The organism is Enterobacter sp. MGH 37 (genome assembly GCF_000534515.1).
GTDB classification, from domain to species: domain Bacteria; phylum Pseudomonadota; class Gammaproteobacteria; order Enterobacterales; family Enterobacteriaceae; genus Enterobacter; species Enterobacter kobei.
This window is the reverse complement of record NZ_KI973205.1, coordinates 1,590,520-1,615,001: the sequence shown is the minus strand read 5'-3', so window position 1 is coordinate 1,615,001 and position 24,482 is coordinate 1,590,520. Positions and strand designations below refer to the sequence as shown.

Sequence of the window (24,482 nt, the reverse complement as noted above, 5' to 3'; positions counted from 1 at the left end):
ACCCCGCCATCGCGAGGTTTTGAAAACGCAGTATAAATTGCTAAGTCACTGTTATGCTTTAAGCTTATCCAGTGCGGCGGTGTAATCCGGCTCGGTCGTAATTTCGTTAACCAGTTCGCTGAAAAGGACAGTGTCGTTTTCATCAATAACCAGTACAGCGCGTGCAGCCAGACCTTTCAGTGGACCTTCCGCGATGCTAACACCGTATTTTTCGAGGAAATCCGGGCTACGCAGGGTGGAGAGGGTGATAACGTTGCTCAGGCCTTCAGCGCCGCAGAAGCGGGACTGGGCGAACGGCAGGTCAGCGGAAATGCACAGCACCACGGTGTTGTCCATTTCGGTGGCCAGCTGGTTGAATTTACGCACGGAGGCAGCGCAAACGCCGGTATCAATGCTTGGGAAAATGTTCAGCACTTTGCGTTTACCCGCAAACTGAGCCAGTGTGACGTCAGACAGATCTTTAGCCACCAGAGTAAAAGCCTGCGCTTTGCTGCCAGCCTGCGGAATGGAACCTGCAACAGCAACCGGGTTGCCCTGGAAATGAACGAGTTGTGACATAGATATCTTCCTGTTTACATATAGTTAACGTCGGGGCTAGTGTATGCCATCAGCAGATAACACGGCAAACCAATTTTTTCGCCTTTCCGGGCCGCAAGGAGTCAGTGATGAGAAGCGTTAAGGTCTATGAAGAAGCCTGGCCATTGCATACCCCGTTTGTGATCTCTCGCGGCAGCCGAAGCGAAGCCTGCGTGGTGGTCGTTGAAATCGAAGAGGACGGTTTTAAAGGCGTGGGTGAATGCACGCCTTATCCACGCTATGGGGAAAGCCTCGCGTCGGTCATGGCGCATATCATGACGCTGGTTCCGGACCTGCAAACCGGACTCTCTCGCGAGGCGCTCCAGCACCGTTTACCCGCCGGGGCCGCGCGCAACGCCATTGATTGTGCGCTCTGGAACCTGGAAGCGGCGAAACAGCAAACATCGCTGACGTCATTGCTGGGCGTGGTGCTGCCGGAATCGGTGGTTACCGCGCAAACGGTGGTAATCGGTGAGCCGGAACAGATGGCCGCCAGCGCAAAAGCGCTCTATGACGCCGGGGCAACGCTATTGAAAGTGAAGCTCGACGATCGCCTGATCAGCGAGCGAATGGTCGCTATTCGCTCAGCGGTTCCCGCCGCCACGCTCATTGTTGACGCCAACGAATCCTGGCACCCGGAAGGGCTGGCCGCACGATGTCAGCTGCTGGCCGACCTGGGTGTCGCCATGCTGGAGCAGCCTCTGCCAGCAGAAGATGATGTGGCGCTGAATAATTTTATCCATCCATTGCCCGTCTGCGCGGATGAAAGCTGCCATACCCGGGAACGTTTGAGCGACCTTCAGGGGCGCTATGAGATGGTCAATATTAAGCTCGACAAGACCGGCGGCCTGACAGAGGCGCTGGCCCTGGCGGAAGAGGCCCGGGCGCAGGGATTTGCGCTGATGCTGGGCTGCATGCTCTGCACGTCCCGGGCGATCGGTGCGGCGCTACCGCTGGTTAATCAGGTCCGTTTCGCGGATCTGGATGGCCCGACGTGGCTGGCGGTTGATGTGTCACCCGCGCTTGATTTTACCAGCGGCGTGCTTCATCTCTGAGGCTGCCAGCGTAAAAGCTCCATCATGGCTTTTAAGTACTTTTCGCTGGCTTCGTCGGACGAGATCGCCGGGAATTCAGCGGTAATGCAGGGCAGGCTCAAATCAGCGCACCAGCTACCGAATGATCCTGGCGTTTCATAGCCGACGCTGGTAACGAGTGGCAGGGCAAATGCTTCCGCCAGCCAGGCGCCCAGCTCGGAGTGACGCGGATCTTCAATACACGCCAGCGGATCGTGGAAAGAGACAATCCATGCAGGGTGGATCTTATGGATGAGCTGGCACAGCGCCTGGGTTTCAGGCTCCGAGCCCGGTTTATCTCCCGTCAGCAGAACCACATCACGCTCCTCGGCGGAGCTGTTCCAGCGATAAACGGTTTCTCCGGCGCGCCAGTTTGCTGCCGGGAAATTACGATTTAAGTCCACGCCTCTCGCATTGGCGCGTAGACCGAGCTGACAGCCGTCCGGGTTAACCGCCAGAATCACGTGATGACGCCGTAATGAGGGCGTTAGTGTCCGCAGCGCGCATGAAAGCGTCACGATGGAGGAGTTTTCGTCACCGTGCGTGCCGGCAAGAATCAAGCCGCTGTCGCGGTCGGCATCGGGGGCGGGGAACCAGATCAACGATGCGCCTAAAAATGAGCGGCCATATTGCTCAGCGCCCGGCGGAAAGGCGCCGCGTTCCGCTCTCGGTCGGGTGGTTGTCATACGAAATCCTGATAAAAAGATCACTACTCGCAGTGTTGTGCAAAACACGCGGTTAATCAAATAGTTTCCGAAATGGTTGAGAATTGCCTTAAATCACTATTCGGGAGTAAGTTATTTGCATTTCTTTTTGTCGAAACAAATAATTACGCATCTGCTTGTTACCTGAATTCATTAAAGGGGATCTTATGAAGCATCCTGTTTCGCGTCTTTTTGCCGCACTGTGCCTGTGCGGACTCTCTTCACTCTCTTTCGCTGCGGATGTGCCACAGGGTACGGCACTGGCGCAAAAACAGGAGCTGGTCAGACACATTAAAGACGAACCGGCTTCACTCGATCCGGCAAAAGCGGTGGGGCTGCCAGAGATTCAGGTGATTCGCGATCTCTTCGAAGGTCTGGTGAATCAGAATGAGAAAGGGGAGTTGACGCCGGGAGTGGCAACGCGCTGGCAGAGCAACGATAACCGCATCTGGACATTTACCCTACGCGATAACGCGAAGTGGTCCGACGGTTCGCCTGTCACCGCCCAGGATTTTGTCTACAGCTGGCAGCGTCTGGTTGATCCGAAAACGACCTCTCCGTTTGCCTGGTTTGCTGCCCTGGCGGGTATCAACAACGCGCAGGCCATTATTGATGGTAAAGCTGCACCCGATACGCTTGGCGTAACGGCGGTCGATGCCAGAACATTACGCGTCCAGTTGGACAAACCGCTGCCGTGGTTCAGTAATCTGACGGCTAACTTTGCCTTCTACCCGGTGCAAAAAGCCAACGTAGAAAGTGGTAAAGAGTGGACCCGTCCGGGATCTCTGGTCGGCAATGGTGCCTATGTCCTGAATGACCGCGTGGTGAATGAAAAACTGGTTGTCGTCCCCAATACCCACTACTGGGACAATGCAAAAACCGTCCTGCAAAAGGTCACCTTCGTACCGATTAACCAGGAATCATCGGCCACCAAACGTTATCTGGCAGGTGATATTGATATTACCGAATCGTTCCCAAAAAACATGTATCAGAAGCTCCTGAAGGATATTCCGGGACAGGTTTACACACCGCCTCAGCTGGGCACGTATTACTATGCGTTCAATACGCAAAAGGGCCCAACGGCCGACTCCCGCGTTCGCCTGGCGCTGAGTATGACCATCGATCGCCGCATTATGGCGGAAAAAGTGTTAGGCACGGGAGAGAAGCCCGCATGGCACTTCACGCCTGACGTGACGGCCGGGTTCACCCCGGAGGCCTCGCCATTTGAACAGATGTCGCAGCAGGAGCTGAACGCCCAGGCGAAAACCTTGCTGCAGGCTGCAGGGTATGGCCCTCAGCGTCCGCTGAAGCTGACCCTGCTGTACAATACTTCAGAAAATCATCAGAAGATTGCCATCGCGGTGGCGTCCATGTGGAAGAAAAATCTCGGTGTGGATGTCAAACTGCAAAACCAGGAGTGGAAAACGTATATTGACAGCCGTAATACCGGTAACTTTGACGTGATCCGCGCCTCCTGGGTGGGCGATTACAACGAGCCATCGACCTTCCTTTCACTGCTAACCTCAACCCACAGCGGTAACATCTCGCGTTTCAACGACCCGGCCTACGATAAAATTATCCACCAGGCGACGCTGGAAACCACGGCGAAAGCGCGCAATACGGACTACAACATGGCGGAAAAAATCCTCACGGAGAAAGCGCCTGTCGCGCCGATTTATCAGTACACCAATGGCCGCCTGATTAAGCCCTGGGTGAAAGGCTATCCTATTAATAACCCGGAAGACGTGGCGTATAGCCGGACGATGTACATTGAGAAGCACTGACGGGAGAGAATGACCTTGTCGCACTGAAAACTGGCGCATTCTGGCGCCAGTTTTTACTTATGCCCGCGCGTGCCGCTGATGGGCAGCACCACTGTTACTCCAGCAAAGCGCTAAACTTCGCCAGCCACTGTGGATGAGCGGGCCAGGCGGGGGCGGTGACCAGATTACCGTCTACATGTGCCTGGTCGATGCCGATACTGGCGTAGTGACCACCGCTAAGACGCACTTCAGGCGCACACGCCGGGTAGGCGCTGCAGGTTCGGCCTTTTAGTATGCCGGCAGCAGCAAGCAGTTGCGGACCATGGCACACGGCGGCGATTGGCTTACGTGCCGCGTCAAATGCCTGCACCAGCTTGAGCACATCGTCATTTAACCGCAAATATTCTGGCGCTCTGCCGCCCGGGATAAGCAGTGCGTCATAATCCTGCTCCCGTGCGGCGGAAAAGTCAGCATTGAGGACAAAACGGTGGCCGGGCTTTTCGCTGTAGGTCTGGGCACCGTCGAAGTCATGGATTGCCGTCATGATGTAGTCCCCCTTCGGTTTGTCGGGGCAAACGGCATCCACCTGATGACCAATCATCTGTAATGCCTGAAACGGGACCATGGTTTCATAATCTTCGGCGTAATCGCCAACCAACATCAGGATTTTCTTGCTCATCTTTCCTCACCTTTATTTTTAGAGATGATTAAGATATAGCCTGGTATGGCTCAATTGCCGGAAATAAAAAAGCCCGTCAGAGCACAGGCGAAATAAGCAAATGAATTATTGCACTACAGCGCATCGAAGGTCGGGTACAGGGTATTTTCCAGATATTCAACGAAATACCAGATCTCACCGCTAAAAATAAACCACAAGCCAAATATAATAAGGATGAAAATGATTAAGGTGAGTATTATTTCAGTCTTTCCCATTGTAGCGACTACCCACCTGTCAGTGATTTACATAAGTGGGGCATTGTAACGACGCTTTCCCGTATACTCCAGTCTCATGCCGCAAGGACTTTATTACGTCCATCGTTTTTGGCGCGATAGAGCGCGTCGTCTACGCGTTTAAACAGCTCATCAATACTCTCTTCCGGTTCATGCCTTGCCACACCAATGCTGACGGTAAAACGGGGTAATCCGGGTATGGTGATACGGGTTACCGCCGCGCGGACGGATTCGGCAATCTTCATGGCAGTGTCGAGAGAGGTGCGCGGCAGCAGGATGACAAACTCTTCCCCTCCCCAGCGAAACACGAGGTCATCTTGCCTGCTGCAGGCTTCCAGCGTGCGGGAAAGGGCGATAAGCACCTCATCACCTTTCAGATGGCCGAAGAGGTCGTTGATGTTTTTAAAATGATCGGTATCCACCAGCAGCAGGCTAAATTGCTGTTGCGCGGAAAGGTGGCTCAGGTTGGTTTGATCGATAATATTGTAGAACTGGCGTCGGTTAAGTAAGCCTGTCATTGAGTCACGTAACGCCGCATTTTCCAGCTCCAGCTCGAGCCTTTTTTGTTCGGTGATATCATGGATGATGCACAGCATCAGTTTGTCACCGTAAATCTCAATGGGCCCCGCGTAGGTCTGGACATGGCGGGTGGTGCCATCGGCAAGACGGTGAACAAAATTAAACGGCTTATGTCCGCCGGGCAGTGCGGCAATCTCCGTCATAATGGGCATGACACCTCTCCCCAGGGTATTTATCTCCCAGGTGTGTTTATTGCACATTTCATCATGCGAATAGCCATAAAAGCTGAGCGCGGCCAGGTTTGCATCGACAATTTGCCCGTCGCGGGCAGGGTCGATTAACAGCATTGGCGCACTGTTGGTCAGGAAAAAACGGGCGTAGAAACCCTGTTTTTTACGCTGATAGGTTGTGGAACGGCTGGCTTTCAGGCCTGATGGGGCCTGAGAAGAAATCCCTTCAAAAACGATAACATCGCCATAAGGCGTGAAGTGGGAGAGAGAGAGGCGGCAGCTTAACGGTGTATCTTGCCCGGCACGGCTAATCGTCCAGATCTCGACAATATCGTGATCGTTTTTCAGTTCAGGAACATACATCGACAACACGCTTTGCGCGCTTGCGGAACAGGTGCCTTTACGCAAGCCATCGAGTGTTTTATTACCCATCAGCTGTGTTGCGGCCACATTGGCAAAAATGATCTGTTCTGAAACAGGAGATATGAGCCACACGGGCGTTTTAATTGCATTCAGCGCATCAAAACCATTTTGCGACATAGGCATTTCCTGTTCATCGGCATGTTATGCCTGACAATCACGTCAGATTAACTCGCGTCCACTCCTCTCAAACATACGCTATTCAATCCTGTCAGGCATGATTTTTTTGTGAAATAAATGCGGGATCCGTATGAATTTTACTCATGGGTATAATTTGTTTATCTGAATTTTTCTGTAGCAGCAGCCACGGAACCTGTTCCGCAGGCAATGGGCGGGAGAAAAGGAACCCCTGCAGATAGTCACAGCCAAGGCTGGTCAGTATCGCCTGCTGTTCGTCCGTTTCAATGCCCTCAGCAACGACATTCATCTCCATGGTCCGGGCGATATTAATAATGGTTTCCACCAGCTTACGGCTTTTCTCGTTTTCCAGCATAGAGGTGACAAAACTCTTATCAATTTTTAGCTCTTTTGCCGGGAGAACGCTTAACATCAGCAGGTTAGAATAGCCAGTACCAAAATCATCAATAGAGACGGTGACACCCGCATGGTTAAAGGCGTTCAGGAGCTCGATACTGCGGTCGAGGTTTTTAAGCGCAGTACTCTCTGTTACCTCCAGAATCAGCCGGGAGGGAGAAAGATTATATTTTTCCAGCATCGACGAGACGATGTGAAAGATATCCGGCTGTTCGAACTGAACGGGGGATAAATTGAGCGACAATGTCCACTGACTGAAACCCTGTTCCGTCCAGAAATGAAGCTGCCGACACGCGGCCTCAATCGCCCAGTTGCCAACCGGAATAATCAAACCCGTTTGTTCCAGCGTGGGTAAAAACAGTCCCGGCAGCAAAACGCCTTGCTCCGGATGACGCCAGCGGAGAAGTGCTTCAAAACCGTGGATCGTCTTATCTTCCGCGTGCCAGGTTGGCTGATACCAGAGCTCAAACTGATCGCGTTCCAGGGCCTGAGAAAGCGCCTGAAGAAAACCCGGTTGCGCCGGCATTGTTGTTGACATCTCCGGACGGTAAATTGCCCAGCCGTTACGTCCATCCTCTTTAATATGTTGTAAGGCTGCATCAGCCTTAAACTTCAGTTCATGTAGCGTTTCGCCATCTTTCGGATAGAGGCTGACCCCCGCGCTGATGGTGGTGTTTAGCGTGTGACCGCAGAGTGAAAGCGGGCGGCGCATATCCGCGAGGAGGGTGGTGAGCAGGGTATTAAGCTTTTCATCATCACATTCGGGAACCAGCAGGATAAAAGCATCCCCGCCCAGTCTGGCCAGTGTCATCTCACGGGTAAGCCGGGACGTAATGCGCTGGGCAATAGTGATTAGTAACTCATCACCCACGCTGTGGCCCCAGGTATCATTCACGCGTTTGAAGTGATCGACATTCAGGAAGATCACGGCAAACTGTCTCTTGCTCAGCAAGGCGCTGCGAAGACAGTCCTGCATTCGGATATCCATCTGATGATGGTTTGCGAGCCCGGTGAGGGCATCGAAGCGAGCCTGAAGCTCCAGCTGGCGATTGAGTTGTCGCAAATTGTCCGTCAGCCGGGTGGTGCGCCAGTGCGAATCGATTAGCGAAATAATTAACATCACGCCAAGAAGTGAGAGTGTGGTGACGGAAACCCATATGGATAATCCCAGCTCGCCGATCCCGCCGGGAAGCGTGCGTGCCATCTCATGGAAATGCGCGGCACTCATGCCCGTATAATGCATTGCGCAGATGGCGGCACCCATCACTAAGGCCGCGAGAATGCGATTTACAAAGACCCCTTTGTGCTTATCCCGGAGACGAAAAGCCAGCCACAACGCCACACCGGAGGCGACAACCGCAATTACCACGGACAAACCGACAATCCGCTGATCCCAGAGGATGCTTCCCTCCAGCATCAATGCGGCCATACCGATATAGTGCATCGAGACCACGCCAGCGCTGAGAATGATCGTGGCGACTGTCAGTCTAAACAGGGAGAGGTGTTTGCCCGTAACGGCAATATTAATGGCCGTTGTGGAGGCTATAACCGCCGCACCAAGTGAGGCCAGGGTTATCCAGAGGTCGTAGCTCATCATCATGGGCATTTGCATCGACAGCATGCCGATGAAATGCATTGACCAGATCCCAATGCCCAGCGTTACGCCTCCGGCAATCCGCCAGAACAAAGCCGCTTTTCGGCTGGAAAGGGGAATTTTCCCGGCGCTGTCCAGAGCTACAAAGGAGGCGATAAACGCCACCAGATAAGAGACAGCAATCAACACAGGGTCCCACGATATATTGAGCATTATGCAATCCCACGCCTGAGAGGGTTACCGATTTCGCCTGCCGGCACATTTTTATCGGGCAACGAAAATGCGCATTCAAACCATATTAGTTATTTATCGTGAAAAATGACCAGTCATATAACAACTCTATACTCACCGGGAATATAAAATATATTCTCGTTTTTAACTTATTAAGCATTGCTAAACATAGACCACTATCACTAGCAAAGCGCCTTAAATACGAGGACGAACGAATCGTCTCGTCGCAGGTGATGGTATCGCTTAACGTGGTTGTGAACCAGTATCACAGCATTCGGCGCAGCACATTTTTACTAATACGCTTTTTTTACCTGACTTAAGCTAAATATCGGGTGCGTAACGGCGAAACGAGAAACCAGCGCGTTAGGTGAGGACAAACGCAAAAGTGAATGCTATAAGTCTTAATGCCGACCAAAATATAAGTTGTGGGTAAAATCATGCTAAGAAATATTAGTGTCAGGACCTTCATTGCCTGGTTCCTGTTATGCCTTTTTTTGGTAAATGCAGGTATCGTTGCTCTATTTTCCAGCAATTTCTCTCTCTTCATTTCGATTAATCTGGTTAATTTCGTTGCGCTGTTTTTGCTCTGGAGTTATATGACGAAGTTTCTTGTGACGCCGATCAATACTGTGAAAAAAAGTATTGAAGAAGTGACCGCAGGTAATCTTGGTGTCTCAATCCCTGAGTTTGGCAATAACTGCGCGGGACGATTAATCCCCGGAATTAATAGTCTTTCCAGCAACATTGCGACGCTGGTGCGTGAGATCAGGGCGTCATCTCAAAACGCCATGACCTTGTCGGATCAACTCTCTGCCCGTAGCGCTCAGCTCTCGGTGAAAACCGAGCAGCAGTCTACCTCTCTGGTGCAAACCGCTGCCAGTATGGAGCAGATGGCGGCAAGCACCCGAAACAATGCCGATAACACCCGTCTGGCGAGCGAGCAGGCAAACGTCGCGACATTGCAGGCGCGTAAGGGAGGAGAGCTGATGGAGCAGGTTGCCAGCAATATGCAATCCATAACCGAGTGCGCGCAGCAGATGACGGAAATTATCTCCCTAATCGACGGGATTGCATTCCAGACAAATATCCTGGCGCTTAACGCGGCGGTTGAGGCGGCGCGGGCGGGCGATCACGGCAAAGGGTTCTCCGTCGTCGCGGAAGAGGTGAGAAACCTGGCACACCGCAGTGCGGAGGCCGCGAAAAACATCAAGACGCTGATTGACGTCACCAGCAGTAATGTTACCCAGGGTGCCAGCGTCGTGTCGGAAGCGGAAAAGAATATGCATGAAATCGTGACCGGTTCCGGCAATGTCAGCCGGTTGATGGATGAGATTTCTACCTCGACCGCTGAGCAGGAGAAAGGCATTTACCAGATCACCCTGGCGCTGTCTGAACTGGAGCGGGTCACGCAAAGTAACGTCGCGATGGCGGAGGAACTCAATGGTTCCTCTGATGTCCTGCGTAATCAGGTGATTGAACTGCAAACGCGGACACGCAATTTCAGGCTTGAGCAGGGATACTCGCCGTCATCGTTGACCGGCCCTGCACCTTTCCTCCAGCGGCCCGAGCACTCGCTCTGACAGCACTTCAAAGCCTGGCATGCCAGGCTTTTCTTCTCCTGAAACACAGTATGTACAATTCCTGAGCGATTTCAGCGCCATGCGAGACATAGTTGTTGCTTAACCCCCGACGGAAGCTAGACTGACATCGAAAGAGCTAAACAGGGGGGAGGCGCAGTGGAGAGCATTAAAGGATCAGAACTTAACGTTCCTGACGCAGTTTTTGCGTGGGTGCTGGACGGTCGCGGCGGTGCCCGGCCGCTGGAAGATAATGATGTCATTGATAAAGAGCATCCCTGCTGGCTACATCTCAACTATACCCATCCGGAAAGTGCTGACTGGCTGGCCACGACCCCGTTGTTGCCCAACAACGTGCGCGACGCCCTGGCAGGAGAAAGCCTGCGCCCACGTGTGAGCAGAATGGGTGACGGAACGCTTATCACCCTGCGCTGCATAAACGGCAGTACGGATGAACGTCCCGATCAACTGGTGGCGATGCGCGTCTATATGGACGACGGGCTGATTGTGTCCACCCGCCAGCGGAAGGTCCTGGCGCTGGACGACATTGTGAACGATCTCAAAGAGGGAACCGGACCGGTCGACTGCGGAAGCTGGCTGGTGGACGTCTGTGACGCCCTGACCGATCATGCGAGCGAGTTTATTGAAGAGCTGCACGATAAAATCATCGACCTGGAAGATAACCTGCTCGATCAACAGATCCCACCGCGCGGCTTTCTGGCGTTATTGCGTAAGCAATTGATCGTGATGCGTCGCTATATGACACCGCAGCGGGATGTGTATGCCCGTCTGGCCAGCGAAAGACTCAACTGGATGAATGACGATCAGCGCCGCAGAATGCAGGACATAGCTGACAGACTCGGCAGGGGACTCGATGAGATCGACTCCTGTATCGCGCGAACGGCGGTGATGGCGGATGAAATTGCTCAGGTGATGCAGGAGTCACTGGCGAGAAGAACCTATACGATGTCTCTGATGGCGATGGTCTTCTTACCCAGTACCTTCCTGACAGGGCTGTTTGGCGTCAATCTTGGGGGGATCCCCGGTGGTGCTTACCATTACGGCTTCACCGCGTTTTGCGTCATGTTAGTTGTTTTGATTGGTGGTGTTGCATGGTGGTTGCATCGTAGTAAATGGCTGTAAATTTACGTTTTTTTGCCCTTTTGCAGAGATTAAAACGCTCTTTTAATTGAGCGAAGTCAATAAACATCAGCCCGGCAAGGTGCAATATTACTCCCGCAGGTGAATGCAACGTCAAGCGATGGGCGTTGCGCTCCATATTGTCTTACTTCCTTTTTTTGAATTACTGCATAGCACAATTGATTCGTACGACGCCGACTTTAATAGTCGGCTTTTTTTTGCCTCCTGTTTCTCAGCGTCTACCCTAAAAGGGACGACAACCAAGCCTGGAGGGAAAGATGAGCATTTTACTCGCTCTGCTCGTGCAACAATCGCGTCAGTCCGACCCTGTTCCCACCGATCCCGTGCCGATGCCCGATCCCATACCGCGTCCGCAGCCGATGCCCGATCCGCCGCCGGATGAAGAACCGATTAAATTGTCGCATCGAACCCTGAGATCTGCGAGGATACGCGCCATCTGACCGTAAAGATCACCACGAGAGACTACTGTGACCGCTTTTTCTACCCTGAATGTTCTGCCTGCCGCCCAACTCGACAACCTCAACGAGTTGGGATATCTCACGATGACGCCTGTTCAGGCGGCCGCGCTGCCCGCTATCCTTGAGGGCCGCGACGTACGCGTGCAGGCGAAAACCGGCAGTGGGAAAACGGCCGCATTCGGTCTTGGTCTGCTGCAGCATATTGACGCGTCGCTGTTCCAGACTCAGTCGCTGATATTGTGCCCGACCCGCGAGCTGGCAGACCAGGTCGCGGGTGAACTGCGTCGCCTGGCGCGCTTTATGCCCAATACCAAGATCCTGACGCTCTGTGGTGGACAGCCGTTCGGCGCACAGCGTGATTCGCTCCAGCATGCGCCACACATTATTGTCGCGACGCCTGGCCGCCTGCTTGATCACCTGCAAAAAGGCACCGTTTCGCTGGATGCATTAAGCACGCTGGTGATGGATGAGGCGGACAGAATGCTGGATATGGGCTTCAGTGATGCCATTGATGAAGTGATCCGCTTCGCGCCGGACGATCGCCAGACGTTGCTATTCTCTGCGACCTGGCCTGAAGCCATCGCCGCAATCAGCGGTCGCGTGCAGAAAAATCCGCTCACTATCGAGATAGACAGCGTCGACGCGCTCCCGGCCATCGAACAGCAGTTCTTTGAAACCTCACAGCAGGGAAAAATCCCGCTCCTGCAGAAATTGCTGAGCCAGCATCAGCCTGCGTCGTGCGTGGTGTTTTGTAATACTAAAAAAGACTGTCAGGCGGTGTGTGATGCGCTGAATGCGGCGGGGCAGAGCGCCTTATCTTTGCATGGCGATCTGGAACAGCGCGATCGCGATCAGACCCTGGTGCGTTTCGCCAACGGTAGCGCCCGTGTACTGGTGGCGACCGACGTGGCGGCGCGCGGTCTGGATATCAAATCCCTTGAGCTGGTAGTGAACTTTGAGCTGGCATGGGATCCCGAAGTCCACGTCCACCGTATTGGCCGTACCGCACGTGCAGGAAACAGCGGTCTTGCCATCAGCTTCTGTGCGCCGGAAGAGGCGCAGCGCGCCAATATTCTCGCTGAAATGCTGCAGATCACGCTGAACTGGGTGAATGCACCGGGCAGCGTTAAACTCGTGCCGCTGGAGGCCGAAATGGCGACGCTGTGTATTGATGGCGGCAAAAAAGCCAAGATGCGTCCGGGTGATGTGTTAGGGGCATTAACTGGCGATATCGGTCTGGAAGGGGCGGATATCGGTAAGATTGCGGTTCATCCGGCGCATGTTTATGTGGCCGTGCGTCAGGCAGTTGCCCATAAGGCATGGAAGCAGCTGCAAAATGGCAAAATTAAAGGTAAAACCTGCCGCGTTCGTCTACTGAAATAAGGCATAAAGCGTCTCAGAAGTTCTTTCTGAGACGCTAACCGATTACTTCACTTCCAGCACGTTCAGACGCAGTTCGTCCAGTTGGTTATCATCGTCTTCCGGCTGCCAGCCCGCAGGCTGCATGGGGATCTCTTCCCGGTCAAATGCCAGGTCACCGCCATTCACCACTTCTGAATCATGGTTGATGCCTTTGAAGTCGAAGAGCTCAACGTCAGCGAGGTGTGAAGGGACCACGTTTTGCATCGCGCTGAACATGGTTTCGATGCGACCCGGGTAACGTTTGTCCCAGTCGCGCAGCATGTCGCCAATCACCTGACGCTGCAGGTTTGGCTGAGAGCCGCACAGGTTACATGGAATGATCGGGAACCCTTTCGCCTGTGAAAAACGCTCAATGTCTTTTTCGCGGCAGTAGGCAAGAGGGCGGATCACAATGTGCTTGCCGTCATCGCTCATCAGCTTAGGCGGCATGCCTTTCATCTTGCCACCGTAGAACATATTCAGGAACAGCGTCTGCAGGATATCATCGCGGTGATGGCCCAGCGCAATTTTGGTCGCACCCAGTTCCGTCGCGGTACGATAGAGAATGCCACGGCGCAGACGGGAGCAAAGCGAGCAGGTCGTTTTCCCTTCCGGGATCTTCTCTTTCACAATGCCGTAGGTATTTTCTTCGACGATCTTGTACTCAACGCCCAGATTTTCCAGGTATTCCGGCAGGATGTGTTCCGGAAAACCCGGCTGTTTCTGGTCAAGGTTGACCGCTACCAGCGAAAAATTAACCGGCGCGCTTTGCTGAAGATTGCGCAGGATCTCCAGCATGGTGTAGCTGTCTTTACCGCCTGACAGGCAAACCATGATGCGGTCGCCTTCTTCAATCATGTTGAAGTCTGCAATGGCTTCGCCCACGTTACGGCGCAGACGCTTTTGCAGTTTGTTCAGGTTGTATTGCTCTTTCTTAGTATTCGATTGAATTTCTTGCATTTTTATTTGTCTCGGGAGGCGTCAGGGGCACCATAGGGGCAAACCTCTTTCCAAATCGGCAGTCGTGTATTCGGCATGACGATCTGATTCTGGCTCATTTCCACTATCCTGCTCCGTAAATTTCGTAAACCCTTTGCGCGTTTTCAAGCCCCTCTGACTGACAATGAAAGACGGGTTAGCGCTGGCAGATCATAGCCAGCAGGCACAGGCATGCCGCGTATGGTACGGATTACTGCGACGAATTCAATATGCTTAGGAAATGCGTTGTCAGAATTAACCCGACAAGAAGAAAAGGGATGCTGGCGTAGGCGTTCTCGACAGGGACCCACAAAACGACTTGAAGCAAGATTCAGTGATTATGTGGAAGCCAAAAGAGTGAATTTGAGGTGAGGGTGGAGCCTGATGATTAAAGCCATATATGAAATGTGGATATTCAGGCTTCCGCTCATTTTTTTCGAGTTGTTATAAATTATTAACAGTCCTTTGCGAGTTATTTACGGTATTGACAGTTTTATCTGGTTCATTTCAGAGTAAATACAGTGCGTTAATTTCCAGCACTCCGCTTGCTGATTATCAAACACCCATTATATTTATTCATGTTTCCTTTCATTAAGCTCTTATTAATACATCCCTACCCCTACCTGTGATTTAGCAGAACATCGAGAGGTTTTGATGAAATTCAACATGATAGTAAGAAGCCTTGCTTTAGCGGGCATTCTCGGCTCAATCAGCCTTCCCCTCAGAGCTGTTGAGGCACCGAAAGATGCTACGGCACCGACGCAACAAGCTAACAATGCCTTGTATAATCAACTTCCTTTCTCTGACAACACCGATTTCACCAATGCTCATAAAGGATTCATCGCTCCACTTCCTCAGGAGATTATCAAGGGGGAGCAAGGAAATACCATCTGGAATCCGCAACAATATTCTTTTATTAAAGAAGGTGATAAAGCTCCTGATACGGTTAACCCGAGTTTATGGCGTCAATCTCAGCTGATCAATATTAGTGGTCTATTTGAAGTCACTGAAGGCGTTTATCAGATTCGAAATCTTGACCTGTCAAATATGACCATTATTGAAGGTAAAGAAGGTATTACCGTGGTCGATCCGCTGGTTTCGGCAGAAACAGCAAAAGTCGGTATGGATCTTTACTTCAAAAATCGCGGCAAGAAACCGGTCGTTGCCGTCATTTATACCCACAGCCATGTTGACCACTACGGCGGCGTGCGAGGGGTGGTTGATGAAGCGGATGTGAAAGCCGGCAAGGTCAAAGTTTATGCGCCTTCAGGGTTTATGGAAGCCGCCGTTGCGGAAAACATCATGGCGGGTAATGTCATGAGCCGCCGTGCCAGCTACATGTACGGCAACCTGCTGAAGCCAGACGCCAAAGGACAGGTAGGGGCAGGGCTTGGAACCACGACTTCTGCAGGCACGGTTACGCTGATTGCGCCGACGAATATCGTTGAGAAAGATGGTCAGAAAGAGGTCATCGATGGGCTGACCTATGACTTTATGCTCGCGCCCGGTTCTGAAGCACCCTCGGAAATGCTCTGGTATATCGAAGAGAAGAAACTTATCGAGTCAGCTGAGGATGTCACTCATACCCTGCACAATACCTATTCGCTCCGCGGCGCGAAAATACGTGAACCGTTGCCGTGGTCGAAATACATCAACCAGGCAATTGTGCGCTGGGGTGATAAAGCTGAAATTATTATGGCGCAACACCACTGGCCGACCTGGGGCAACGAAAACGTGGTCAAACTGCTGAAAAGCCAGCGTGACCTCTATCGTTACATCAACGACCAGACACTTCGGATGGCCAACGAGGGGCTGACGCGGGATGAAATAGCCGCAAACTTCAAGCTGCCGGATTCACTGGCACACACGTGGGCTAACCGCGGTTACTACGGCTCGGTCAGTCATGATGTGAAAGCCACCTATGTACTTTATCTTGGCTGGTTCGATGGCAATCCGGCGACCCTGGATGAACTGCCGCCTGAAGAAGGCGCGAAGAAATTCGTCGAGTATATGGGCGGTGCGGATGCCATTTTAAGTAAAGCGAAAACCGACTTTGACCAGGGGAACTACCGTTGGGTTGCACAGGTCGTGAGTAAAGTCGTTTTTGCTGACCCGAATAACCAGGCCGCGCGTAACCTTGAAGCGGATGCGCTGGAGCAGCTCGGTTACCAGGCTGAATCGGGGCCATGGCGTAACTTCTACCTGACAGGCGCGCAGGAGCTGCGTAACGGCGTAGTGAAGGGACCAACGCCAAATACCGCCAGCCCGGATACCGTGCGTGCTATGACGCCAGAGATGTTCTTCGATTACCTGGCTGTACATATCAACGGCCAGAAAGCCGGTGATGCCAAATCGGTGTTTAATATCGATCTGGGTAGCGACGGCGGTAAATATAAGCTTGAGCTTGAAAATGGGGTACTCAACCACACGGCTAACGCCGAGGCGAAAGACGCCGATGCCACTGTGACCCTTAATCGAGATACGCTGAACAAAATCATTCTGCAAGAGGTCACCCTCAAGCAGGCTGAGGAGAACGGCGATGTGAAGATTTCAGGTGATGGTGCGAAACTCGACGCGATGCTCGGGTATATGGATAAATTTGATTTCTGGTTTAATATCGTCACGCCGTAACCGCTTTCCCTGCGAGTCCTTTTTCTCGCAGGGATGTTTTTTCACGGTTGTCTGTCGCTGGCGTATAATGCCTTTCTCAATCCGCCTGACAGTTCAGTGGCCGTTCCTATGACGCTCAATCGTTTTTGTTTTTTGCTCCTGCTTGTCGCTGCGATCGGCAGCTTTTTCTCCTCGTCTTCCTTTGCCGTGTGGTTCCTGCTGATCAATGTGCTGACGGTGGTCATTTATGGCACCGATAAAACGGCAGCACGGAAAGGGATGCGCAGGGTGCCGGAAACCACGTTACTCCTGTACGGTGTTGTGGGAGGGTGGCCTGGCGCGATTTTGGGTCAACAACTCTTTCGCCATAAAACGCAAAAGCAGCCGTTCAAAACCTGGTTTTGGATCAGTGTTGTGGTGAGTCTCTCAGCCATGATGGCGCTGTATTATTTCTCTCCTTTTACCCCTTATTGAACGTTGTCAGGACCGCACACATTCCCGTTGACCTCAAGTTAACTTGAGCTTTTAAGATGTCTTCGACATGTTGATACAGGAGTAACAACTTAAAATGAAAGACATCGATGTAGGCTTCACGCATGTTGCGTTTATGGTCAGGGACCTGGAAAAAAGCATCACGTTCTATCGCCGATACGCCGGGATGGACGTTATTCATTCGCGTGAACCCGGTCTTCCTGATGCCCGAAAAGTGGCATGGTTGACTGACCACACCCGTCCTTTTGCGCTGGTTCTGGTGCAGGCAGACAACGTGACCGATACGCCGCTGGGGAATTTTGGCCACCTTGGGATTGCCTGCGCCACGCGTGAAGAAATTGACAGAAAAACGGCGATGGCCACTGAGGAAGGGATATTACGGAAAGCACCGGAAGATCTGGGTGACCCCGTCGGGTATTACGTATTCTTTGCCGATCCTGACGGAAATACCTTAGAGCTCTCATATGGTCAGCGTGTCGGGCTGACGGCGACGGGTGAGAATGCATCTGAATAACGTGAAACGGGCCTACTGCCAAAAGTAGTAGGCCAATTCCTGGTGGGTTGCTGTTTTTTGCACAATCTGAATAATACGTGCAACAACACGGACGACAGCATCCCATGAATAGAAAATCTATTGCACTGGCAGCACTGGTGTTTTTCTCTGCGCCTGGCTGGTCAGCGTTTCAGGAGCGGGAATATAATACCTGGTATATAAAAAATGCCGTTCTCTATGACATGACGCAGACCTCGGACGGTTTTCCTGTCTTGGTGAGCATATTCCAGCCTGAGCGTAAATCCGCAAATCTGGTGGTGTCGTACATCACTGAAGGCCGTTGCGATGATAATAACCAGCAGCTTAATGTGAATGGCAAAGTGCTGGCCGCAAAATATCGCTGTGTTCAGGTTGGACAGAACAGAATAGACCATTTCTCCGTGGTGGATGCGAACAGCGTCAATAGCCTGGTGACCTATCTAAAATCCGATTTCACGCTACTCCTGCAAAATGATATCAAGATTTGGGCGGCAAATATCAAAACGCCCAAATACGGTCTGACGCCGCGTTTTTAAAATCCTGCTACGCTTGTTTGTTGTATCAGGAGCATGAAGATGAAGAACAAAGACGAACAAACAGGATTAGTGGGGCTGGCGATCGGCGCCGCTGTTATTGGACTGGTTTCCGCACAGAGACCGATCGATCGCGACAGCATAGTGGATGAGCTGGTCAGGCTGGGCAGGCAGAAAGGCGATGGTGTCGAAGATGAGGTTTTCGTTAAAGCCGCTCAGCTGGTGAGAAAAGGGGTATAACGATGGCTGAAGTACGTCATGCGCAGTGCCATTGTGGCGCGGTAGCCTTTACGGTCGAACTCTCTGATGGCTTTAACACCGCGCGGCGCTGCAGCTGCTCTTTTTGTCGTATGCGGGGCGCAGTCGCGGTTTCTGCTCCGTTATCGGGAATTACCGTAACTAAAGGCGAGGACAAGCTGACGGAGTACCGTTTTCACACCGGGACGGCGCGGCATTTCTTTTGCTCAGTCTGCGGAATATATACGTTCCATCAGCGTCGCTCTAACCCTAATGAATACGGCGTGAATGTGTCCTGTATTGAAAATGTCTCGCCGTTTGATTTCCCCGAAGTGACGGTAATGGACGGCGTCAACCATCCGAAGGACGGCGAAAGTGGGGTGTTTGGCTATCTCTCGTTTCGCAAAAGAGAGACCCATAAAAGCTAATTACTGCATGGGCAGGATTAACCGCCTTCCAGTCGGGTCAACAACGCACCGAGATGTCCGACAATATCGCGGAAATCAAAAATCAACGCCATCCACAAACAGGCTAAAAGAGTCAGTACGGTTAAGGATAGACGAGCAAACAACGCAGTTGTCCTTAATGAAGAAAGGGCTATCTGCGCAGTCTAACCTGCTTTCTCTCAACTTAGCTTCAACCAAAACCTTTCTGAAGCTACCATTTGTGATGGCATTCAAAAAAAAGCCCGCATTTCGCGGGCTCTGATCATCAGAACTGGTAAACCAGACCTAACGCGACGACATCATCGGTGCTGATGCCGTTGTCTTTGTAGAAGTTATCATCTTCATCCAGCAGGTTGATTTTGTAATCAACGTAGGTGGACATGTTCTTGTTGAAATAGTAGGTAGCGCCTACATCCGCATATTTAACCAGGTCCTGATCGCCCTGACCGTTGGCCAGGTCTTTACCTTTAGACTGCAAATAAGAAATGGCCGGACGCAGACCGAAATCGAACTGGTACTGCGCGGTCACTTCAAAGTTCTGGGTTTTGTTCGCCACGGCGTCGGTATTATCACCATACGGGGTCATGTTGCGGGTTTCAGAATACATCGCCGCCAGATAGATATTATTGGCGTCATATTTCAGGCCTGCCGTCCAGGCATCTGCTTTATCACCGCCCGCAGTGGTATTCGTCACCTGGTCGTTGGTACGGTCAGAAGAGGTGTACGCAGCACCGGCGCTGATGCCCATGCCAAGGTCGTAGGTGGTCGAAATACCGAAGCCGTCACCGTTCTCATGACGCGTGTCGCGGCCATTATTGGTGCCTTCCTGGTTGTTGCTGGCATCTTCATTTTTGCCCTGATACTGCAGCGCAAAGTTCAGACCCGGCACCAGACCGTAGAAGTCGGTGTTACGATAGGTTGCGACGCCGTTCGCACGGCCAGTCATAAAATTATCCGCATTGGTGTAAGAGTCGCCGCCGAATTCAGGGAGCATATCTGTCCAGCCTTCCACGTCGTACAGCACGCCATAGTTACGGCCATAATCGAACGAGCCGTAGTCACCCACTTTTACACCGGCGAAGGCCAGACGCGTCCAGGACTGGTTATCAGACCCTTCAGTGTTATTAGCCTGAATGTTGTACTCCCACTGGGCGTAGCCGGTCATCATGTCGTTGATCTGCGTCTCACCCTTGAAACCCAGACGCATGTAGGTTTGGTCGCCATCTTTAGAGGCGTCATCAGAGAAGTAGTGCAGGCCGTCTACTTTTCCGTACAGGTCTAATTTGTTGCCATCTTTATTATAAATTTCTGCCGCATGTGCTGCGCCAGCCATTAACAGAGCCGGAATCATCAGAGCCAGTACTTTTCTTTGCATTTTGGTATTCCTTTGCGGTTGTTTTTATTTAATTACCTGTTGAACTTTCCAAATAAGAAAGTGGTCTCATGCTAAAACACTCCGCAGAAGAGTAATAAAATATAATTGTTACGAATTGAGTTAAATCTAAACTGAATTAAACCACGGTAATGATCATTTGTTTGGTGAATAATTAAGGTTATACCATAACAAATAAAAATTTTTAATGAGTCGCCAGTTCAGGTAGTCTTTGCGTCGTTATATGCCTTTAAGATTATTTATCCATAATTCACATGAATGTTATTTAGGTAGCTAAAAGATATTCATTGATTATCTGGATTAGCCCGATGTGAAAGCATCGGGCTTTTTTTATGACAAAAAAAAGCCCGGACGAGCCGGGCAGTGGCGTTAGTCGCTGGCTGATTTTTCGGCCTTCCCGGCCAGCTGTGCCAGGAAGTCATACCGTTTTTGCAGATCGGCGGCGGCGTCTTTCCAGAGTTGTTCCGCCACCTCAGGCTGTTGCGCATTGAGGCGACGGAAGCGCTGCTCCTGCATCAGCGTCTCTGCCAGCGCATCTGACGGCGGACGCGAATCCAGCGCCAGCGGTAATTTACCCTCGTCCGCACGGCGTGGATCGAACCGGTACAGCGGCCAGAAGCCGGTCGCCGTCAGTTGACGCATCTGATCGTGGCTGAGCGCCAGATCGTAGCCATGCTCTTCGCACGGGCTGTAGGCAATGATCAGCGATGGGCCGGGATAGGCTTCTGCTTCCTGAATCGCTTTCACCGTCTGGTTAAGCTGCGCGCCGAGCGAGATTTGCGCGACGTAAACGTGGCCGTACATCATCATACTCACGCCGAGATCCTTGCGTGCTTTGCGCTTACCGTGTTCACCAAATTTCGTGACGGCGCCCAGCGGTGTGGCTTTCGACGCCTGCCCACCCGTATTGGAATAACACTGCGTATCCAGAACCAGGATGTTGACGTTTTCGGTGAGGCTCAGGACGTGATCCAGCCCGCCAAAGCCGATGTCGTAAGCCCAGCCGTCGCCGCCAATCAACCAGATGGATTTTTCGACCAGCGCGTCAGCGTCGGTCAGCAACTGCTCTGCACCCGCGACCCCCTGAAGGGCGTGACGCAACGCTGCCACCTGCTCGCGACGCACGTTGGGTGTCGCTTCGGCGTGAAGCGCGGCATTCAGTTCGGCAGGAATTTGCCCGGCGAACTGCTCCAGCAAGCGCATCACTCGCGCGCGGTGTTGATCAACGGTGAGGCGGAAGCCCAGGCCAAACTCGGCGTTATCCTCAAATAGTGAGTTTGCCCAGGCCGGACCGCGACCCTTTTCATCGGTGGTATAAGGCGTAGAGGGCAAATTACCGCCGTAGATGGACGAGCAGCCGGTGGCGTTAGCAATCAACATCCGGTCGCCATACAACTGAGTAAGCAGCTTGATATACGGCGTTTCACCGCAGCCGGAACAGGCACCAGAGTATTCGAACAGCGGCGTGATGAGCTGCGAAGTCCGAATATCAATCCGTTCCAGTTTGCTGCGATCGATTTCCGGCAGATTCAGGAAGAAGTCATAGTTCTCTTTCTCTTCTTCAACGTGCTCCAGGCGCGACATCATGTTGATTGCTTTAATGTCCGGGTTCTGCCTGTCTTTCGCCGGGCAGACCTCAACGCAGAGGTTACAGCCGGTGCAATCCTCCGGCGCGACCTGCAGAACGTATTTCTGTCCGCGCATATCGCGGGATTTTACATCCAGCGAGTGCAGGCTGGCCGGTGCGTCTTCCATCGCTTCCGGTGACACGACCTTGGCACGAATGGCTGAGTGCGGGCAGGCCGCGACGCAGTGGTTGCATTGCGTGCATAGCTCTTCTTTCCAGATCGGGATTTCTTCGGCGATATTGCGCTTTTCCCAGCGCGTGGTACCCATCGGCCAGGTTCCATCAGGCGGCAGCGCGGAGACGGGCAGGGCGTCACCCAGCCCGGCCAGCATGGCTGCCGTTACGGTCTTAACGAAATCAGGCGCCGCATCAGAGACCACCGGAGGACGGTTCGGACTGGCGTCATTCACCGGCTGCAGCGGCACCTCGGACAGCGACTCGCGCGCCAGCGCCAGCGCCTGCCAGTTACGCTCTACCAGCTCCTGTCCCTTGCTGCTGTAGCTTTTGGCGATCGCGCCCTGCAACTCTACCAGTGCGCTGTCGCCCGGCAGGATTTGGGTCAGATGGAAGAAGGCCATCTGCATCACGGTATTGATACGTGCAGCCAGGCCACATTCGCGGGCAATTTTTGCCGCGTTGACCACATAGAATCGGGCTTTTTTCTGGTTCAGGACCGTCTGCACTTCCTGCGGCAGACGCGCCCAGACCTCATCCGCGCTATACGGCGTATTGAGGAGGAAAATACCGCCTGGCTTCAGGCGCTCCGCCATCTGGTATTTGTCGATAAACTGCAGCTGGTGGCAGCCAACAAAGTCGGCCTGAGAAATCAGGTAGGCCGAGCGGATAGGGTGCTCGCTGACGCGCAGGTGGGAAACGGTCAGGCCACCCGCTTTTTTGGAGTCGTAAACGAAGTAGCCTTGTGCGTACCACGGGGTCGAGTTACCGATGATCTTGATGTTATTTTTGGTCGCCGAGACGCTGCCATCGCTGCCCAGGCCGTAAAACAGTGCCTCAAGTTTGGCGGTTGAAGGCAGCGTATTTTCCGGCAACGGCAGGGACAGGTTCGTGACATCATCATAGATACCCACCGTGAAGCGCGGTTTGGGTTTTGCTTCCCGCAGTTCATTAAATACCGCCAGCACGCACTCCGGCCCGAACTCTTTGGAGGATAAGCCATAGCGACCGCCGATCACCCGCGGAAGGGTTTCACGCTCGCCCTGGTTAAAGGCTTCTGCCAGAGCGGTCATGACGTCCAGGTAAAGCGGTTCAGCGTGTGCCCCAGGCTCTTTGGTTCGGTCGAGCACCGCCACCGTACGCGCGCTTTCCGGCAGAGCAGAGAGCAGATGTTTGGCCGAGAACGGGCGATACAGACGCACTTTAAGTACGCCGACCTTTTCTCCACGGGTCAGCAGCTCGTCAACCACCTCTTCACAGGTGCCGATGGCGGAACCCATTAGCACAATCACGCGTTCAGCCTGCGGATGGCCGTAGTATTCGAACGGCTTGTACGTGCGCCCGGTCGCGGCGGCAAAATCATTCATTGCCTGCTCGACGTGGTCATAAACCGCGTTGTACCACGGATTCGTGGCTTCACGGGACTGGAAATAGGTGTCCGGATTGGCTGATGTCCCGCGAATTACCGGGTGTTCCGGGTTAAGGGCACGGGCGCGATGCGCGTCGATTTCCGCCTGCGGCAAAAGATTCAGGATAGTATCGTCCGCCAGCGGGACGATTTTGTTGATTTCGTGAGACGTGCGGAAACCATCAAAGAAGTGGATAAACGGCACGCGGCTTTTAAGCGTGGCGATATGCGAAATCAACGCAAAATCTTGTGCTTCCTGAACGCTGCTGGCGCAGAGCATGGCGCAGCCTGTCTGACGCACGGCCATCACGTCGGAGTGATCGCCAAAGATGGAGAGCGCATGGGTCGCAACGGTACGTGCGGCGACGTGCAGGACGAAGGGGGTCAGCTGGCCGGCGAGTTTGTACAGCGTCGGGATCATCAACAACAATCCCTGTGAGGAGGTAAACGACGTGGAGAGCGCGCCTGTCTGCAGCGCACCATGAACCGTAGCGATCGCTCCCGCTTCAGACTGCATTTCAACCACTCTCGGGACATCACCCCAGACGTTTTTTACCCCGTTTCCCGCCCAGGCATCCGCCTGTTCCGCCATGGTCGAGCTTGGCGTAATCGGGTAGATGGCGATAACTTCGCTGGTGCGAAACGCGACTGAGGCAACTGCACCATTACCGTCAATAGTTTGCATAGGACGACACCCTTACATTGCGCAAAAAAGAGGGCCTGTCATAAGACGACAAGCCTTGAATATTATCTCTTTAGTCTAGCAAACAGGGGGTTTTACGATTTTCGCTTTTGTGTCCTCGATATTCTCGTCATCAATGAGTAGATCAACTAAAGGGTAAAAAAATTGCGAGAAATTG

The 24,482-nt window shown here is 52.7% G+C and carries 22 protein-coding genes and 1 pseudogene; 12 read left to right on the top strand and 11 right to left on the bottom strand.

Annotated elements, in window-relative coordinates; genetic code table 11:
• Positions 1–51 precede the first annotated feature (51 nt).
• The gene (gene tpx, locus L383_RS16035) at positions 52–558 is read right to left on the bottom strand and encodes a thiol peroxidase (protein ID WP_014884043.1); all 507 of its coding nucleotides are present in this window, start codon (positions 556–558) and stop codon (positions 52–54) included.
• 107 nt (positions 559–665) lie between these two features.
• Between tpx and ycjG the strand changes: the two genes are divergently transcribed.
• On the top strand, positions 666–1,631 hold the full coding sequence (gene ycjG / locus L383_RS16040) for an L-Ala-D/L-Glu epimerase (RefSeq protein WP_023330525.1): 966 nt from the start codon (positions 666–668) through the stop codon (positions 1,629–1,631).
• On the opposite strand, the gene mpaA is transcribed toward ycjG, so the two are convergent.
• On the bottom strand, positions 1,622–2,335 hold the full coding sequence (gene mpaA / locus L383_RS16045) for a murein tripeptide amidase MpaA (protein ID WP_023330524.1): 714 nt from the start codon (positions 2,333–2,335) through the stop codon (positions 1,622–1,624). The two genes, ycjG and mpaA, sit on opposite strands and share 10 nt — an antisense overlap.
• A 185-nt stretch (positions 2,336–2,520) precedes the next feature.
• Between mpaA and L383_RS16050 the strand changes: the two genes are divergently transcribed.
• The gene (locus L383_RS16050; RefSeq protein WP_023330523.1) at positions 2,521–4,137 is read left to right on the top strand and encodes a peptide ABC transporter substrate-binding protein; all 1,617 of its coding nucleotides are present in this window, start codon (positions 2,521–2,523) and stop codon (positions 4,135–4,137) included.
• A 94-nt stretch (positions 4,138–4,231) separates the two neighbouring features.
• Here L383_RS16050 and L383_RS16055 read toward each other — a convergent pair whose 3' ends face one another.
• From L383_RS16055 to L383_RS16070, 4 genes are all read right to left on the bottom strand, one after another.
• The gene (locus tag L383_RS16055; protein ID WP_023330522.1) at positions 4,232–4,795 is read right to left on the bottom strand and encodes a DJ-1/PfpI family protein; all 564 of its coding nucleotides are present in this window, start codon (positions 4,793–4,795) and stop codon (positions 4,232–4,234) included.
• A gap of 113 nt (positions 4,796–4,908) precedes the next feature.
• The gene (locus L383_RS25870; protein WP_014884038.1) at positions 4,909–5,049 is read right to left on the bottom strand and encodes an Ecr family regulatory small membrane protein; all 141 of its coding nucleotides are present in this window, start codon (positions 5,047–5,049) and stop codon (positions 4,909–4,911) included.
• Positions 5,050–5,123: 74 nt separating this feature from the next.
• Complete coding sequence (locus L383_RS16065) at positions 5,124–6,356, bottom strand: sensor domain-containing diguanylate cyclase (protein ID WP_023330521.1); 1,233 nt, start codon at positions 6,354–6,356, stop codon at positions 5,124–5,126.
• 91 nt (positions 6,357–6,447) lie between these two features.
• Positions 6,448–8,577 carry a putative bifunctional diguanylate cyclase/phosphodiesterase gene (locus L383_RS16070; protein WP_023330520.1) on the bottom strand — a complete coding sequence of 710 codons (2,130 nt, stop codon included), beginning with the start codon at positions 8,575–8,577 and terminating at the stop codon, positions 6,448–6,450.
• A gap of 455 nt (positions 8,578–9,032) precedes the next feature.
• On the opposite strand from L383_RS16070, the gene L383_RS16075 reads away from it, so the two are divergent.
• The 4 genes from L383_RS16075 to dbpA all read left to right on the top strand — a co-directional run bounded on the left by L383_RS16075 (position 9,033) and on the right by dbpA (position 13,174).
• Positions 9,033–10,175 carry a methyl-accepting chemotaxis protein gene (locus L383_RS16075; RefSeq protein WP_023330519.1) on the top strand — a complete coding sequence of 381 codons (1,143 nt, stop codon included), beginning with the start codon at positions 9,033–9,035 and terminating at the stop codon, positions 10,173–10,175.
• Between the two features lie 156 nt (positions 10,176–10,331).
• Positions 10,332–11,315: a zinc transporter ZntB gene (gene zntB / locus L383_RS16080; RefSeq protein WP_014884034.1), complete on the top strand. Its 984-nt coding sequence runs from the start codon at positions 10,332–10,334 to the stop codon at positions 11,313–11,315.
• Positions 11,316–11,590: 275 nt separating this feature from the next.
• Positions 11,591–11,773: a proline-rich small protein YnaL gene (locus tag L383_RS24865; protein WP_000025608.1), complete on the top strand. Its 183-nt coding sequence runs from the start codon at positions 11,591–11,593 to the stop codon at positions 11,771–11,773.
• A 27-nt stretch (positions 11,774–11,800) separates the two neighbouring features.
• Positions 11,801–13,174 (top strand): ATP-dependent RNA helicase DbpA, encoded by a 1,374-nt coding sequence (gene dbpA / locus L383_RS16085; protein ID WP_014884033.1) that lies wholly within the window; start codon positions 11,801–11,803, stop codon positions 13,172–13,174.
• 42 nt (positions 13,175–13,216) lie between these two features.
• On the opposite strand, the gene ttcA is transcribed toward dbpA, so the two are convergent.
• Together ttcA and L383_RS26520 are read right to left on the bottom strand one after the other, a co-directional pair.
• A complete protein-coding gene (gene ttcA / locus L383_RS16090) occupies positions 13,217–14,152 on the bottom strand; it encodes a tRNA 2-thiocytidine(32) synthetase TtcA (RefSeq protein WP_023330517.1) in 936 nt (311 codons plus the stop codon).
• Positions 14,153–14,154: 2 nt separating this feature from the next.
• Positions 14,155–14,395 (bottom strand): annotated as a pseudogene (locus tag L383_RS26520) (site-specific integrase); the annotation flags it as partial.
• A gap of 429 nt (positions 14,396–14,824) precedes the next feature.
• On the opposite strand from L383_RS26520, the gene L383_RS16095 reads away from it, so the two are divergent.
• The 6 genes from L383_RS16095 to L383_RS16120 all read left to right on the top strand — a co-directional run bounded on the left by L383_RS16095 (position 14,825) and on the right by L383_RS16120 (position 19,002).
• On the top strand, positions 14,825–16,801 hold the full coding sequence (locus tag L383_RS16095; RefSeq protein ID WP_023330515.1) for an alkyl/aryl-sulfatase: 1,977 nt from the start codon (positions 14,825–14,827) through the stop codon (positions 16,799–16,801).
• Between the two features lie 108 nt (positions 16,802–16,909).
• Complete coding sequence (locus L383_RS16100) at positions 16,910–17,254, top strand: DUF1294 domain-containing protein (protein WP_032628991.1); 345 nt, start codon at positions 16,910–16,912, stop codon at positions 17,252–17,254.
• A 94-nt stretch (positions 17,255–17,348) separates the two neighbouring features.
• On the top strand, positions 17,349–17,786 hold the full coding sequence (locus L383_RS16105; protein WP_023330513.1) for a VOC family protein: 438 nt from the start codon (positions 17,349–17,351) through the stop codon (positions 17,784–17,786).
• 104 nt (positions 17,787–17,890) lie between these two features.
• Positions 17,891–18,340 carry a hypothetical protein gene (locus L383_RS16110; RefSeq protein ID WP_023330512.1) on the top strand — a complete coding sequence of 150 codons (450 nt, stop codon included), beginning with the start codon at positions 17,891–17,893 and terminating at the stop codon, positions 18,338–18,340.
• Between the two features lie 39 nt (positions 18,341–18,379).
• Entirely contained in the window at positions 18,380–18,577 is a 198-nt protein-coding gene (locus tag L383_RS16115; protein ID WP_014883975.1) for a hypothetical protein, read from the top strand.
• A gap of 2 nt (positions 18,578–18,579) precedes the next feature.
• Entirely contained in the window at positions 18,580–19,002 is a 423-nt protein-coding gene (locus L383_RS16120; protein ID WP_014883974.1) for a GFA family protein, read from the top strand.
• A gap of 17 nt (positions 19,003–19,019) precedes the next feature.
• Here L383_RS16120 and L383_RS26325 read toward each other — a convergent pair whose 3' ends face one another.
• The 3 genes from L383_RS26325 to nifJ all read right to left on the bottom strand — a co-directional run bounded on the left by L383_RS26325 (position 19,020) and on the right by nifJ (position 24,307).
• Positions 19,020–19,145, bottom strand: coding sequence for a hypothetical protein (locus tag L383_RS26325; protein WP_255199877.1), 126 nt, complete (start codon positions 19,143–19,145; stop codon positions 19,020–19,022).
• 140 nt (positions 19,146–19,285) lie between these two features.
• Positions 19,286–20,395: a porin OmpC gene (ompC, locus tag L383_RS16125; RefSeq protein ID WP_014883973.1), complete on the bottom strand. Its 1,110-nt coding sequence runs from the start codon at positions 20,393–20,395 to the stop codon at positions 19,286–19,288.
• A 387-nt stretch (positions 20,396–20,782) separates the two neighbouring features.
• Positions 20,783–24,307, bottom strand: a complete 3,525-nt coding sequence (gene nifJ / locus L383_RS16130; RefSeq protein WP_023330511.1) for a pyruvate:ferredoxin (flavodoxin) oxidoreductase — start codon at positions 24,305–24,307, stop codon at positions 20,783–20,785.
• Positions 24,308–24,482 lie beyond the last annotated feature (175 nt).

Bases quoted from the DNA above. Each gene is read 5' to 3' on its own strand.
- mpaA (WP_023330524.1), bottom strand. From the start codon at position 2,335: ATGACAACCACCCGACCGAGAGCGGAACGCGGCGCCTTTCCGCCGGGC.
- L383_RS16120 (WP_014883974.1), top strand. From the start codon at position 18,580: ATGGCTGAAGTACGTCATGCGCAGTGCCATTGTGGCGCGGTAGCCTTT.
- L383_RS16110 (WP_023330512.1), top strand. From the start codon at position 17,891: ATGAATAGAAAATCTATTGCACTGGCAGCACTGGTGTTTTTCTCTGCG.
- L383_RS16115 (WP_014883975.1), top strand. From the start codon at position 18,380: ATGAAGAACAAAGACGAACAAACAGGATTAGTGGGGCTGGCGATCGGC.
- L383_RS25870 (WP_014884038.1), bottom strand. From the start codon at position 5,049: ATGGGAAAGACTGAAATAATACTCACCTTAATCATTTTCATCCTTATT.
- L383_RS16100 (WP_032628991.1), top strand. From the start codon at position 16,910: ATGACGCTCAATCGTTTTTGTTTTTTGCTCCTGCTTGTCGCTGCGATC.
- L383_RS16050 (WP_023330523.1), top strand. From the start codon at position 2,521: ATGAAGCATCCTGTTTCGCGTCTTTTTGCCGCACTGTGCCTGTGCGGA.
- L383_RS16070 (WP_023330520.1), bottom strand. From the start codon at position 8,577: ATGCTCAATATATCGTGGGACCCTGTGTTGATTGCTGTCTCTTATCTG.
- ompC (WP_014883973.1), bottom strand. From the start codon at position 20,395: ATGCAAAGAAAAGTACTGGCTCTGATGATTCCGGCTCTGTTAATGGCT.
- L383_RS16095 (WP_023330515.1), top strand. From the start codon at position 14,825: ATGAAATTCAACATGATAGTAAGAAGCCTTGCTTTAGCGGGCATTCTC.
- L383_RS16055 (WP_023330522.1), bottom strand. From the start codon at position 4,795: ATGAGCAAGAAAATCCTGATGTTGGTTGGCGATTACGCCGAAGATTAT.
- ttcA (WP_023330517.1), bottom strand. From the start codon at position 14,152: ATGCAAGAAATTCAATCGAATACTAAGAAAGAGCAATACAACCTGAAC.
- L383_RS16105 (WP_023330513.1), top strand. From the start codon at position 17,349: ATGAAAGACATCGATGTAGGCTTCACGCATGTTGCGTTTATGGTCAGG.
- L383_RS24865 (WP_000025608.1), top strand. From the start codon at position 11,591: ATGAGCATTTTACTCGCTCTGCTCGTGCAACAATCGCGTCAGTCCGAC.
- ycjG (WP_023330525.1), top strand. From the start codon at position 666: ATGAGAAGCGTTAAGGTCTATGAAGAAGCCTGGCCATTGCATACCCCG.
- L383_RS16065 (WP_023330521.1), bottom strand. From the start codon at position 6,356: ATGTCGCAAAATGGTTTTGATGCGCTGAATGCAATTAAAACGCCCGTG.
- tpx (WP_014884043.1), bottom strand. From the start codon at position 558: ATGTCACAACTCGTTCATTTCCAGGGCAACCCGGTTGCTGTTGCAGGT.
- L383_RS16075 (WP_023330519.1), top strand. From the start codon at position 9,033: ATGCTAAGAAATATTAGTGTCAGGACCTTCATTGCCTGGTTCCTGTTA.
- nifJ (WP_023330511.1), bottom strand. From the start codon at position 24,307: ATGCAAACTATTGACGGTAATGGTGCAGTTGCCTCAGTCGCGTTTCGC.